This window comes from Lelliottia nimipressuralis (assembly GCF_004402045.1).
GTDB classification, from domain to species: Bacteria; Pseudomonadota; Gammaproteobacteria; order Enterobacterales; family Enterobacteriaceae; genus Enterobacter; species Enterobacter chinensis.
The window spans coordinates 253548-268126 of sequence record NZ_SOMG01000011.1; the positions used below are offsets into that span (position 1 = coordinate 253548).

A 14579-nucleotide genomic window follows, 5' to 3' on the forward strand; every position below is an offset into this window, starting at 1 on the left:
TTGAGATTTTATTGCCCGGCGGCACTGCGTTTGCCGGGCCTACAAAACCGTAGGCCGGGTAAGCGTAGCGCCACCCGGCGAAGTGCTTAGATCTTACATGCGCCGCTTTCGCAGCCATCGTCCTGAATTGACGGTACCATGTCGTCCTGGGCGTCTTCCGCACCATCACGGGTGTTGTGATAGTACAGGGTTTTCACGCCAAATTTATAAGCGGTCAGCAGGTCTTTCAGCAACTGCTGCATTGGAACCTTGCCGGACGGGAAGCGCGTCGGGTCGTAGTTGGTATTGGCAGAGATCGACTGGTCGATAAACTTCTGCATGATACCCACCAGCTGCAGGTAACCGTCGTTGTTAGGCATTTCCCACAGCAGCTCGTAGTTGTTGCCCAGCGTTTCGTAATCTGGCACCACCTGACGCAGCACGCCGTCTTTCGATGCTTTAATGCTGACGTGACCGCGCGGTGGCTCAATACCGTTGGTGGCGTTAGAGATCTGCGAAGAGGTCTCGGACGGCATCAGGGCCGAGAGCGTGGAGTTACGCAGGCCGTGAGTCTTAATGGACTCGCGCAGGCCTTCCCAGTCGAGGTGCAGCGGCTCGTTGACAATCGCATCCAGGTCTTTCTTGTAGGTGTCGATTGGCAGAATGCCTTTCGCGTAGGTGGTTTCGTTGAACCACGGGCACGCGCCTTGCTCTTTCGCCAGCTCGTTGGAGGCTTTCATCAGGTAGTACTGAATGGCTTCGAACGTCTGGTGAGTCAGGTTGTTGGCGCTGCCGTCAGAGTAACGCTTGCCGTTTTTCGCCAGCCAGTAAGCGAAGTTGATCACGCCGATACCCAGGGTACGGCGGCCCATCGCACCGCGTTTGGCTGCCGGGATTGGGTAATCCTGGTAATCCAGCAGGGCGTCGAGGGCACGTACGGCCAGCACGGCCAGCTCTTCCAGCTCGTCCAGGCTCTTAATCGCACCCAGGTTGAACGCGGACAGCGTACACAGCGCGATTTCACCGTTTTCGTCGTTCACGTCTTCCAGCGGTTTGGTCGGCAGGGCGATCTCCAGGCACAGGTTAGACTGGCGCACTGGCGCAACAACCGGGTCAAACGGGCTGTGGGTGTTGCAGTGGTCAACGTTCTGGATGTAGATACGACCGGTAGAGGCACGTTCCTGCATCATCAGGGAGAACAGGTCTACCGCTTTCACGCGCTGTTTGCGGATGCTGTCGTCTTTTTCGTATTTGGTGTACAGACGTTCGAACTCGTCCTGATCGGCGAAGAACGCGTCATACAGGCCCGGGACATCGGACGGGCTGAACAGGGTGATGTCTTCACCTTTTAGCAGACGGGTGTACATCAGTTTGTTGATCTGCACGCCGTAGTCCATGTGACGCACGCGGTTACCTTCGACGCCGCGGTTGTTTTTCAGGACCAGCAGGCTTTCCACTTCCAGGTGCCACATTGGGTAGAACAGGGTTGCTGCACCACCGCGCACGCCGCCCTGAGAGCAGGATTTTACTGCCGTCTGGAAATGCTTATAGAACGGGATACAGCCGGTGTGGAACGCTTCGCCGCCGCGAATCGGGCTGCCCAGCGCACGGATACGACCGGCGTTGATACCGATACCGGCACGCTGGGAAACGTATTTCACAATGGCGCTGGAGGTGGCGTTGATGGAATCCAGGCTGTCACCACACTCGATCAGTACACAGGAGCTGAACTGACGTGTTGGGGTGCGCACGCCAGACATGATTGGCGTAGGCAGAGAAATCTTGAACGTCGATACCGCATCGTAGAAACGCTTCACGTATTCCAGACGGGTGTCGCGCGGATAGTTAGAGAACAGGCAGGCAGCCACCAGAATATAGAGGAACTGGGCGCTTTCGTAGATCTCACCGGTTACGCGGTTCTGAACCAGGTATTTGCCTTCGAGCTGCTTCACCGCCGCATAGGAGAAGTTCATGTCGCGCCAGTGATCGATAAACCCGTTCATCTGCTCGAACTCTTCTTCCGTATAGTCTTCCAGCAGATGCGTGTCGTATTTGCCCAGCTCGACCATTTTCACCACGTGATCGTACAGCTTAGGCGGCTCAAACTGGCCGTAGGCTTTTTTACGCAGGTGGAAAATCGCCAGACGTGCAGCGAGGTACTGATAATCCGGTGCTTCGCGGGAGATGAGGTCCGCCGCCGCTTTAATGATCGTTTCGTGAATATCAGACGTTTTGATGCCGTCGTAGAACTGGATGTGGGAACGCAGTTCAACCTGGGAGATAGATACGTTGTTCAGTCCTTCTGCTGCCCAGTCGAGAACTCGATGGATTTTGTCCAGATTGATACGCTCGGTGGTACCGTCGCGCTTTGTCACCAGCAGACTCTGATTCATGTGGGGTTTACCTGTCCGTGAAATAAAAAAATATCCCCCGCTTATCCACAGATCCGTCTTGTGACTAACTCTGTGGATAAATACTACATATAGGGGGTTTGCGATAAGAAAAACGCTATATGGTGAGTATTCTAGTATCGAATCTTTTCAGCACAAGGGTTGATTTTGACGTTAAATTGAGGTTGTGAAAGGGTAAAAAAGGCTAAGTCCTCGTACCGTAAGGCCTGGAAGACATGTCAATAATTAAGAAAAAAAATTCAAAATTTGATCGAGTGCTGATTTCTTCAACGGGAGGTCAGAATTGCGCAACATGATGTCGCGCAATCTTTATAAGAATAACGAATGACGTTAGTCGTTTTTGGCGGTGGTATGCAACATATAGTTAACATCTACGCCCGGTGCGAGTTTGAATTTATCGGTCAGCGGATTGTAGTGCAGGCCGGTGATGTGTTGCTCTTTGAGCCACGTCTGGTCAACCCAGCTTAACAGCTCCGCAGGCTTGATGAATTTCTTCACGTCATGCGTCCCTTTCGGCACCATGCGCAGTACATACTCCGCGCCGACAACGGCCATCAGCCAGGCTTTACCGTTGCGGTTGATGGTCGAGAAGAAGACCTGTCCGCCCGGTTTCACCAGTTTTGCACAGGCGTGCACCACGGACTGCGGATCGGGAACGTGCTCCAGCATCTCCATGCAGGTTACCGCATCGTACTGATGGGCATGTTTTACCGCGTGTTCTTCGACAGTTTCCTGCACGTACTCCACCTGGATGCCAGACTCCAGCGCATGAAGGCGGGCAACCTGCAGCGGTTCAAAGCCCATATCCAGGCCAGTAACATTTGCCCCTTCGCGCGCCATGCTCTCAGCCAGGATACCGCCGCCGCAGCCGACATCGAGCACTTTCTTACCGAACAGACCGCCGGAACGCTCCGCGATATAGCCCAGACGCAGCGGGTTAATGCGGTGCAGAGGTTTGAACTCACCTTCGAGATCCCACCAGCGGGACGCCACCGCTTCAAATTTGGCAATCTCTTCGTGGTCAACGTTGTGAGCCACCGGGGATTTTTCGGCATTCATGGGCGCTTTTACTCCTTATTTAGCAAGACAAAGGAGTATATCAGGCAATCCCTGTGAATAAAGCGTATAGGTTTACCTCAATCACCTCGGCTGTGTTATAATTTGCGACCTTTGAATCCGGGATACAGTAGAGGGATAGCGGTTAGATGAGCGACCTTGCGAGAGAAATTACACCGGTTAACATCGAGGAAGAGCTGAAGAGCTCCTATCTGGACTATGCGATGTCGGTCATTGTTGGCCGTGCGCTGCCGGATGTCCGCGATGGCCTGAAGCCGGTACACCGTCGCGTACTATACGCCATGAACGTATTGGGCAATGACTGGAATAAAGCCTATAAAAAATCTGCCCGTGTCGTGGGTGACGTCATCGGTAAATATCACCCGCATGGTGATACCGCCGTGTACGACACCATCGTCCGTATGGCGCAGCCATTCTCCTTGCGTTACATGCTGGTAGATGGTCAGGGTAACTTTGGTTCTGTTGACGGCGACTCCGCAGCGGCGATGCGTTATACGGAAATCCGTATGTCGAAAATCGCCCACGAGCTGATGGCCGACCTGGAAAAAGAGACCGTTGATTTCGTCGATAACTACGACGGCACCGAGCGCATCCCAGATGTGATGCCAACCAAGATCCCGAACCTGTTAGTGAACGGTTCGTCCGGTATCGCGGTCGGTATGGCAACCAACATTCCGCCGCACAACATTACCGAAGTGATCAACGGCTGCCTGGCCTATATCGACGATGAAGACATCAGCATTGAAGGGCTGATGGAACACATCCCGGGTCCGGATTTCCCGACGGCGGCGATCATCAACGGTCGTCGTGGTATTGAAGAAGCTTACCGCACCGGTCGCGGCAAGATTTACATCCGTGCCCGCGCCGAAGTGGAAGCGGACGCCAAAACGGGTCGTGAAACCATTATTGTTCACGAGATCCCGTATCAGGTGAACAAAGCGCGTCTGATTGAAAAAATCGCCGAGCTGGTAAAAGAAAAACGTGTTGAAGGTATCAGCGCGCTGCGTGACGAGTCTGATAAAGACGGGATGCGCATCGTGATTGAGATTAAACGCGACGCGGTGGGTGAGGTTGTGCTGAACAACCTGTATTCCCAGACTCAGCTTCAGGTTTCCTTCGGTATCAACATGGTTGCGCTGCACCATGGTCAGCCGAAGATCATGAACCTTAAAGAGATCCTGAGCGCGTTCGTGCGTCACCGCCGTGAAGTGGTGACCCGTCGTACTATCTTCGAACTGCGCAAAGCGCGCGACCGTGCACACATTCTCGAAGCACTGGCCGTTGCACTGGCTAACATCGACCCGATTATCGAACTGATTCGCCGTGCACCAACCCCTGCGGAAGCGAAAGCAGCGTTAGTGGCTCGGCCATGGGCGCTGGGTAACGTCTCTGCGATGCTCGAACGTGCGGGCGATGATGCTGCGCGTCCTGAGTGGCTGGAACCTGAATTTGGCGTGCGTGACGGTCAGTACTACCTGACTGAGCAGCAGGCACAGGCGATTCTGGATCTGCGTCTGCAGAAACTGACCGGCCTTGAGCACGAAAAACTGCTCGACGAATACAAAGAACTGCTGGAACAGATTGCCGAGCTGCTGCATATCCTGGGTAGCGCAGATCGCCTGATGGAAGTGATCCGTGAAGAGCTGGAACTGGTCCGCGATCAGTTCGGCGATGAGCGTCGCACCGAAATCACCGCAAACAGCTCTGATATCAACATTGAAGACTTGATCAACCGCGAAGACGTGGTGGTTACCCTGTCTCACCAGGGCTATGTGAAGTATCAGCCGCTGACCGACTACGAAGCACAGCGTCGTGGCGGTAAAGGCAAATCGGCAGCACGTATTAAAGAAGAAGACTTTATTGACCGCCTGCTGGTGGCAAACACCCATGACACGATCCTCTGCTTCTCCAGCCGGGGTCGTCTGTACTGGATGAAAGTCTATCAGCTGCCGGAAGCGAGCCGTGGTGCGCGTGGTCGTCCAATCGTTAACCTGCTGCCGCTGGAAGCGAACGAACGTATCACCGCCATTCTGCCGGTACGCGAATACGAAGAAGGCGTGAACGTCTTTATGGCGACCGCCAGCGGTACCGTGAAGAAAACTGCACTGACTGAATTCAGCCGTCCACGTTCTGCGGGGATCATCGCGGTGAACCTGAATGAAGGCGATGAGCTGATTGGCGTTGACCTGACTTCCGGTTCTGATGAAGTCATGCTCTTCTCCGCTGCCGGTAAAGTGGTGCGCTTTAAAGAGAACGCCGTCCGTGCAATGGGCCGTACCGCTACGGGCGTTCGTGGTATCAAACTGGCAGGCGAAGACAGCGTCGTTTCTCTGATTATTCCGCGCGGTGAAGGGGCAATCCTGACCGTGACGCAGAATGGTTACGGTAAACGTACGGCGGAAGGGGAGTACCCAACCAAGTCTCGCGGCACGCAGGGCGTTATCTCTATCAAGGTTACCGAGCGCAACGGTTCCGTTGTTGGTGCGGTACAGGTGGACGATGCCGACCAGATCATGATGATCACAGATGCTGGTACGCTGGTGCGTACCCGCGTTTCTGAGATAAGCGTGGTGGGTCGTAACACCCAGGGCGTTATTCTCATCCGTACTGCGGAAGATGAAAACGTGGTGGGCCTGCAGCGTGTTGCTGAGCCAGTGGATGACGAAGAGCTCGACTCCATCGACGGTAGCGTCGCGGAAGGTGATGATGAAATCGCACCGGAAGCCGACACCGACGATGACGCAGCGGATGACGCTGACGAGTAATGTCTCCTGATACAAAAAAGGGCCGGATTCCGGCCCTTTTCTTTTGCAGAAGCAGATAAGTCAACGTTGCGACCTGGCGCGTTTACCGCTACCTTAACCACATTCTTTTGACCCCGACGGCGGAGCCTCGCCCCTTTGAAATACCTCGTCTCCTTTCGTACTACGCTGAAAGTTTCTCGCTATCTGTTTCGGGCGCTGGCGCTCTTGCTTTGGCTGCTGGTGGCATTGTTCTCCGTGTTTTACATCGTTAACGCGCTGCACCAGAAAGAAGCGGAGATCCGCCAGGAGTTTAATTTAAGCTCCGACCAGGCCCAGCGCTACATTCAGCGAACGTCAGACGTGATGAAGGAACTGAAGTATATTGCTGAAAATCGCCTGACGGCGGAAAACGGTATCCTTGCGCTTCGCGGCCGTAATGACAAAACCGAAGTCCCGGATTTCCAGCCGCTGTTCCCGGACTCCGACTGCTCCACCATGAGCAATACCTGGCGCGGATCGCTGGAATCTCTTGCCTGGTTTATGCGCTACTGGCGCGACAATTTCTCCGCCGCCTATGACCTGAACCGCGTATTCCTGATTGGCAGTGAAAATCTCTGCATGGCTGACTTTGGCCTGCGCGATGTGCCCGTTGAGCGTGATGACGCGCTGAAAAGCCTGCATGAACGTATTGTGAAATATCGCAATGCACCGCAGGACGAGCGTGGGAATAACATCTTCTGGGTAAGCCAGGGTCCGCGCACGGGCGTCGGCTATTTCTACGCCCTGACGCCGGTCTATCTGGGCAATCGGCTACAGGCACTGCTGGGGATTGAGCAGACCATCCGCATGGAAAACTTCTTCACCCCAGGCAGCCTGCCAATGGGGGTGACCATTCTTGATGAAAATGGCCATCAGCTGATCTCGCTTGCCGGGCCCGATAACCGTTTGAACGTCGAACCGCACTGGATGCAGGAGCGGTCGTGGTTTGGTTATACCTCGGGGTTCCGCGAACTGGTGCTGAAGAAGAGCCTGCCGCCTTCGTCGCTGAGTATTGTCTATTCGCTGCCGGTGGATATGGTGCTTGAGCGGATTCGCATTCTTATAATGAATGCCATTCTGCTGAACCTGATCGCGGGTGGGGCGCTATTCACCCTGGCGCGCATGTATGAGCGGAAAATCTTTATTCCTGCCGAAAGCGACGCCCAGCGGCTGGAGGAACACGAGCAGTTTAACCGCAAGATTGTCGCGTCGGCACCGGTGGGGATCTGTATTCTGCGTACCCAGGACGGGACAAATATCCTGAGTAACGAACTGGCGCATAACTACCTGAACATGCTGACGCATGAGGACCGGCAAAGGCTGACGCAAATTATCTGTGGTCAGCAGGTTAACTTTGTCGACGTGCTCACCAGCACCCACACCAACCTGCAGATTAGCTTTGTCCATTCCCGCTATCGCAATGAAAACGTGGCGATTTGCGTGCTGGTGGATGTCTCCGCACGCGTGAAGATGGAAGAGTCGTTGCAGGAGATGGCGCAGGCCGCGGAGCAGGCCAGTCAGTCGAAATCCATGTTCCTCGCGACCGTCAGCCACGAGCTGCGTACGCCGCTGTATGGGATTATCGGTAACCTCGATCTGCTACAGACGAAAGAATTGCCGAAAGGGGTCGACAGGCTGGTGACGGCGATGAACAACTCCTCCAGTCTGCTGCTGAAAATCATTAGCGATATTCTCGACTTCTCCAAAATTGAGTCTGAGCAGTTGAAAATCGAACCGCGGGAGTTCTCACCGCGCGAGGTGATGAACCATATCAGCGCCAACTATCTGCCGCTGGTCGTGCGTAAACAGCTGGGGCTTTACTGCTTTATCGAGCCGGATGTGCCGCTGACGCTGCACGGCGATCCGATGCGCCTGCAGCAGGTCATCTCTAACCTGCTCAGCAACGCCATTAAATTCACTGATATCGGCTGTATTGTGTTGCACGTTTGCCGGGCGGGGGATTACCTGAGCATTCGCGTGCGCGACACCGGGGTAGGTATCCCGGCGAAGGAGGTGGTTCGTCTGTTCGACCCGTTCTTCCAGGTCGGGACCGGCGTGCAGCGTAATTTCCAGGGTACCGGTCTGGGGCTGGCGATTTGTGAGAAGCTCATCAGCATGATGGACGGTGACATCTCGGTTGATACCGAGCCCGGCATGGGCAGCCAGTTCACCATCCGCATTCCGCTCTATTCAGCGCAGTATCCGGCTAAAGCGACGGTTGACGGGCTGAGTAATAAGCGCTGCTGGCTGGCGGTGCATAATGCTTCACTGAATGACTACCTGACGGCTCTGCTCACCCACAGCGGTGTGAGGGTGTGTCGCTATGAGGGCCAAACGCCGGACGTGGACGATGTGCTGATTGCCGACGAGATGCTGGAACAGCCGTGGCAGGGGAGAGGAACGGTGCGCTTCTGTCGTCGCCACATTGGCATTCCGGTTGAGCGTGAGCCGGGGGAATGGGTACACAGCGTTGCAACGCCGCATGAGCTGTTGAGCCTGCTGGCGCGCATCTACAAAGTGGAACTGGAAGAGAGCGACAGCGCGGGCGGATTGCCATCACCGGATTCTCTGGCGTCGGTGAATGACGATATGATGATTCTGGTGGTGGATGACCATCCGATTAACCGCCGCCTGCTGGCTGACCAGCTTGGATCGCTTGGCTACCAGTGCAAAACCGCTAATGACGGCGTGGATGCGCTGAATGTGCTGAGTAAAAATCATATTGATATCGTGCTTAGCGACGTCAACATGCCTAACATGGATGGTTACCGTCTGACGCAGCGCATCCGGCAGCTTGGCCTGACGCTACCGGTTGTGGGCGTAACGGCGAACGCGCTGGCGGAAGAGAAACAGCGTTGTCTGGAGTCAGGAATGGACAGCTGTCTGTCGAAACCGGTGACGCTGGACGTGCTGAAGCAGACATTGTCGATTTACGCAGACCGCGTGAGAAAAACCAGAATATAAAAAAAGGCCCGTAAGGGCCTTTTTTATTTGCCCGGCGGCGCTGCGCTTGCGCGGGCCTGCGGGTTCTGTAGGCCGGGTAAGCGCGAGCGCCACCCGGCATTTACAGTGGGGATCAATCCTTATCCGTTGCGCTCAGCGTAACGGAGGAGAGATAGTTCAGCAGAGCAATATCGTTGTCCACGCCCAGTTTCATCATCGCTGACTTCTTCTGGCTGCTGATGGTTTTAATACTGCGGTTCAGCTTCTTGGCAATCTCGGTGACCAGGAAACCTTCTGCGAACAGGCGCAGAACTTCGCTCTCTTTCGGCGACAGGCGTTTGTCACCGTAGCCACCCGCGCTGATTTTCTCCAGCAGACGAGAGACGCTCTCAGGCGTGAACTTCTTGCCTTTCTGCAGCGCAGCAAGCGCTTTTGGCAGATCGGTCGGTGCGCCTTGTTTCAGCACAATCCCTTCGATATCCAGATCCAGTACGGCGCTCAGGATCGCCGGGTTGTTGTTCATGGTCAGAACAATGATCGAGATGTCCGGGAAGTGACGTTTAATGTACTTGATGAGCGTGATCCCATCACCGTACTTGTCCCCAGGCATGGAGAGATCGGTAATGAGCACGTGTGCATCAAGTTTTGGGAGGTTATTGATCAGTGCTGTAGAGTCTTCAAATTCACCGACTACATTCACCCACTCGATCTGTTCAAGTGATTTGCGAATACCGAACAGTACAATCGGATGGTCATCGGCAATAATTACGTTCATATTGTTCATGTATAAGGCTACCTTGCTACAGCAAGCTTTTGACGTAGGCGTCAATGTCGCTGATGTATTTTTCAATGCCAGAGGCATCTTTCTCACGAATTAGATGTTCCAGCGTTTCACATAACTGCTTGCCGGGAACCAGATTAAGCATGGCAAACACCCCTTTAAGCCGGTGTGCTGTCTGTGCCAGCGCTGCAAAATCATTCGCAGCGGACTCAGTATACAACCGCTTAACATCATCTGGTACTGTATCAACAAAGAGTGAATAGTATCCGCTGGCGTGAAGCTCGGCGTTTTCATTGCCGCCTAACGGTGATTCCGCTATCTCTTCCTGCGCCAGCTGCTCTTCTATTAGTTGTAGTACAGCTTCCTGCATCGCATTGCTTATATTAAAGTTGACGCGCAGCTGGCCAGGGCCGATTTTCCGCACGCCTGACTCATCATCGCTTAAAAGCAAGCCGGAGGCAGTAAGATTAGACGGATTATCAGTTAAAAACAGATCATATTCTTGACTTGCAAGTCTTTCATCCGGCGTGATGCAGGCCGCACCCCAGTTTTCTAACTGACGAACGACAATATTGCGGATCTCATTCGAGGTCACATCAACCATCACCACGACATCATCCAGCAGACGTTCTTCATCTTCTTCCTGCGGATTGGCGGGCATTTTGACGTGCAGGGAATAACGGGTGCCGAGGGATTCACGGGCTTTGATATTCAGATGGCCGCCGAGCTTACGCGCCAGCTGATCGCACAGCCAGAATGTCAGGGCATTGGCCTTACCGTAGCGATCGCTTTGCGTGTCATTCAGGAACGGGAAGTGCAGATTATCAATTTCACTTGTCGTTACCCCTTCCCCGGTGTCCAGAATGCGGAACGTCAGGCGATCTTCTGCCGATTCGTCCGTACTGACTTCGAGGGTGATCTTACCGATCTGCGTGGTGGTCACGGCATACTGAATAATCATCAACAGAATGCGACGCAGCGCTTCACGATCGCCGTGGCGCTCGTCATTCGCGGACAAACGGTTATTGATCAACAGCTGCAGCCCTTTACGCTTAATCACGGGCAGGACTTCCGGAACCACTTCATCGATCAGATCCTGAATGGAGAAGAGGGTTGGCGTCCCCTTCCAGAAGTCATTCTCCAGCATGTTCGCCAGCTGGATCTCATCAACCATACGCACCAGCGAGTCAGCCTGGCAGGCAAGCTGGTGGCTTTCCGACGTGTTCAACGCCGCCGCCTGGGTCGCCAGCGTTTTTAACGGCTGCTTGAAGGCATCGCCAATATTTTGCATAAATGCGGCGCGCCCCTGCTGGTTTTTCTCATACAGCCTTTGCGCCTGTTTGAGCTTTTTATTCACCAGCACTTCGCGATCCTGATCGCGGATTATGAAAATTTGCGTGCGTGAGGCGACCTGGCTGCGGAACTGACGGATCTCGTACAGCTCATTGTTAATGGTGGCCTGAATGACCCCCTGGTGTTGATCTGCCATAGTAGTGATGTTCTGCAGGTTAAGATGCGGCAGCAGATGGTCAGCAATTTTGTTGCTCATCACCGTACGATTCGCTTCCTGGTCGTGAACTAACACCCCAAGCGGCAGCACGGAAACAATCTCTTCATTCAGCGCACGTAATACGCGCAGCTCATTGCTGGTTCCGGCCGGAACCGCAGAGGCGTCGCTCGGACGCCCCGTCTGGAAACGGAACGTGCTGTAGCCAAACAGCGCCAGCGCCAGCAGGCCGATATTCAACAACAGAGGCAGCAGGATATTTTGCAGGGTGTCGAGTAACAGCGTGCCAAACGGAACCTGCCACACCAGACGCATACCGGTCGAGTTGAGCGACGAGGCAATTTCGATTTTCGAGCCGTTAAAGGAGATCGATACGCTCTCTGCGGCCTCTTTGTCAGGTGCCGAACGCATATTCTGGGTGCTGCTGTCTGGTTCCAGACGGAAGCTGTCGAGCGGCATGTCCGGCGGGATGAGATCATTAATCGGTAAATCAAAGGCCACGACCGTTGCCAGATGACCCGGCTGGTTAAAGGTGGTGCGCAGGGTAAAATAATGACCATTTTGCCAGGCCAGCCGGCGCAGTGATGAGAAGCTCTCACGCTCATCAAGGGCGTTCGCCTGCTGCAGCATCTCTGCCCGGCGGGAATCGACAATGCTGCCCACGGTCGTCTCTTTAAAGCCTGAAGAGAGATCTTTTAACGGCAGCGTAGAGATCAGGATCATGCTGTTGTCCTGACCGTTCAGATAGTACATCGACCACGGTACCGTTTCTGCACCCCAGAGGGTATCCAGATAGGTCGAAATACGCTGCGTCATCTCAAGCGTCGCGCTGTCATGAGAGCCAAAGATGAGCGCCTCAGTCTTGCGTTGCGGTTTTTCGAGATAATAGACATCCTGCTTAAGCCGCGTCTCCTGAAGACCATCCCCGGATGATGATGCCGGGGCTGCCGCGATGTTGTCGTATATCTGCCAGGTGGCGTAGCGCCAGGTATCTATGCGCTTGTGCACGGCGTGGGTGATATCAACAACCTGGTAGCTCTTATCCTTCAGCCAGGCGTTAACCGCGCTCTGCACCATAACGCCCATTGTGACTAACAGCACAACGATCAAAAGAAGAAAGAAACGGGTGATGCTCCCGGGGAGGAGGGAAAATTTGCTCGGGGCGGTAGTTTCAGTCTGACTCATTGATATCTTTAACCCGTTATGGTCGTGCTCTGTGGCGATAGGGCAGTATAAAGGGTAATAACTGAATTTCCAGCGCCACGGTCCTGGAACAGGCGACTTTTTCAACCGACAATATCGGCGGCGAGGAGTGCGGTAAACGTGTACAAACTTGCCCTGTGCGTACAGATATAACGCGTTATCAGCTGATAAATAGCACGAATTAACAAGAAATTAAGTTTTGCATCAATTTCCTGATTTCGGCGGAAACCCGATTCGAATTTAGTTAATAGTCGTTACAATTACGGTGCGGTAGCACAAAAAAAGAAAGATTACGTAAAGAAAGGTAAAAAAAAACCGAATGCGATGCATTCGGTTGAATTAGGGATAAACAGACATTCAAAGCTGAATGACGGTAATAAATAAAGTTAATGATGATAGCGAGAGTTATTTTAGAGATTAGGGGCGATCTTGTTTTGTCATTCAGTGCTGTAACGTATTTTATTGTAACTCATTGATATTTTTGTGGTGATTTATCTGTTTGATTATAAGTGCTAAATTTCTAAGCTATTTGTGCTTTGTAAAAGTTCCTTGATATTTACATTTTGAAACATGTTCATGGACAAATGAAACATCTTCAAAGTTTTCGTATCATATTCGCATTGGATTATTCTGTAATTTTGCGGAGAATGAAATTGCCGACTGGTTAATGAGGGTTAACCAGTAAGCAGTGGCAATTATAAGGCATATAACAGAGGGTTAATAAAATGAAAGTTAAAGTACTGTCCCTCCTGGTACCAGCACTCCTGGTAGCAGGCGCAGCAAATGCGGCCGAAATTTATAACAAAGATGGCAACAAATTAGATCTGTACGGTAAAGTTGATGGTCTGCACTATTTCTCTGACGACAAGAGTGCCGACGGCGACCAGACCTACATGCGTCTTGGCTTCAAAGGCGAAACTCAGGTTAACGATCAGCTGACCGGTTACGGCCAGTGGGAATACCAAATCCAGGGCAACACCTCTGAAAGCGACAACCAGGCCTGGACGCGTGTGGCGTTCGCGGGTCTGAAATTCGCTGAAGCGGGTTCCTTCGATTACGGTCGTAACTACGGTGTGATCTACGACGTAACCTCCTGGACCGACGTTCTGCCAGAATTTGGCGGCGATACATACGGCGCGGACAACTTCCTGCAGTCCCGTGCTAACGGCGTGGCGACCTACCGTAACCAGGACTTCTTTGGTCTGGTGGATGGCCTGAACTTTGCTCTGCAGTATCAGGGCAAAAACGGCAGCGTAAGCGGTGAAAACGAGACCGGTCGCAGCACTCTGAAACAGAACGGCGACGGCTACGGTGCGTCCCTGACCTATAACCTGGGCGAAGGCTTCAGCATCGGTGGTGCAATGTCTTCTTCTAAGCGTACTGCTGACCAGAACAACACCGCTAACCCGGCGCTGAAAGGTGAAGGCGACCACGCTGAAGTGTATACCGGTGGCCTGAAATATGACGCCAACAACATCTACCTGGCGGCGCAATACTCCCAGACCTACAACGCAACGCGTTTCGGCAACTCTCAGAGCAGCAGCGACATTTACGGTTTTGCTAACAAAGCGCAGAACTTCGAAGTGGTTGCTCAGTACCAGTTCGACTTTGGCCTGCGTCCATCCGTGGCTTACCTGCAGTCTAAAGGTAAGGACATCGAAGGTTACGGCGACCAGGATCTGCTGAAATATGTTGATGTGGGTGCGACTTACTACTTCAACAAAAACATGTCTACCTACGTGGATTACAAAATCAACCTGGTTGATGAAAATGAATTCACCCGTCAGGCGGGTATCGGTACCGACGATATCGTCGCGCTGGGCCTGGTTTACCAGTTCTAATCGCTTCACCGTATGACACAGGGGCCTGATGGCCCCTTTTTTGTGCTTTTTTTA

Annotated in this window: 7 protein-coding genes; 3 read left to right on the forward strand and 4 right to left on the reverse strand. The window is 53.3% G+C overall.

Annotated elements, in window-relative coordinates; all coding sequences use genetic code 11:
• Positions 1 to 86: 86 nt before the first annotated feature.
• Complete coding sequence (nrdA, locus tag E3U32_RS04515) at positions 87 to 2372, reverse strand: class 1a ribonucleoside-diphosphate reductase subunit alpha (RefSeq protein ID WP_063143748.1); 2286 nt, start codon at positions 2370 to 2372, stop codon at positions 87 to 89.
• Positions 2373 to 2720: 348 nt separating this feature from the next.
• Positions 2721 to 3449, reverse strand: coding sequence for a bifunctional 2-polyprenyl-6-hydroxyphenol methylase/3-demethylubiquinol 3-O-methyltransferase UbiG (gene ubiG / locus E3U32_RS04520; protein ID WP_134347798.1), 729 nt, complete (start codon positions 3447 to 3449; stop codon positions 2721 to 2723).
• A gap of 146 nt (positions 3450 to 3595) precedes the next feature.
• Here ubiG and gyrA point away from each other — a divergent pair, with 146 nt between their 5' ends.
• Entirely contained in the window at positions 3596 to 6232 is a 2637-nt protein-coding gene (gene gyrA, locus E3U32_RS04525; protein ID WP_134347799.1) for a DNA topoisomerase (ATP-hydrolyzing) subunit A, read from the forward strand.
• A gap of 135 nt (positions 6233 to 6367) precedes the next feature.
• Positions 6368 to 9214, forward strand: coding sequence for a two-component system sensor histidine kinase RcsC (gene rcsC, locus E3U32_RS04530; protein ID WP_134347800.1), 2847 nt, complete (start codon positions 6368 to 6370; stop codon positions 9212 to 9214).
• A 112-nt stretch (positions 9215 to 9326) separates the two neighbouring features.
• On the opposite strand, the gene rcsB is transcribed toward rcsC, so the two are convergent.
• Both rcsB and rcsD read right to left on the reverse strand, forming a co-directional pair.
• Positions 9327 to 9977, reverse strand: coding sequence for a response regulator transcription factor RcsB (gene rcsB / locus E3U32_RS04535; RefSeq protein ID WP_003859405.1), 651 nt, complete (start codon positions 9975 to 9977; stop codon positions 9327 to 9329).
• Positions 9978 to 9993: 16 nt separating this feature from the next.
• Positions 9994 to 12666, reverse strand: coding sequence for a phosphotransferase RcsD (gene rcsD / locus E3U32_RS04540; RefSeq protein ID WP_134347801.1), 2673 nt, complete (start codon positions 12664 to 12666; stop codon positions 9994 to 9996).
• A gap of 743 nt (positions 12667 to 13409) precedes the next feature.
• Between rcsD and E3U32_RS04545 the strand changes: the two genes are divergently transcribed.
• A complete protein-coding gene (locus E3U32_RS04545) occupies positions 13410 to 14525 on the forward strand; it encodes a porin OmpC (RefSeq protein WP_047346595.1) in 1116 nt (371 codons plus the stop codon).
• The last annotated feature ends 54 nt before the right edge of the window (positions 14526 to 14579 follow it).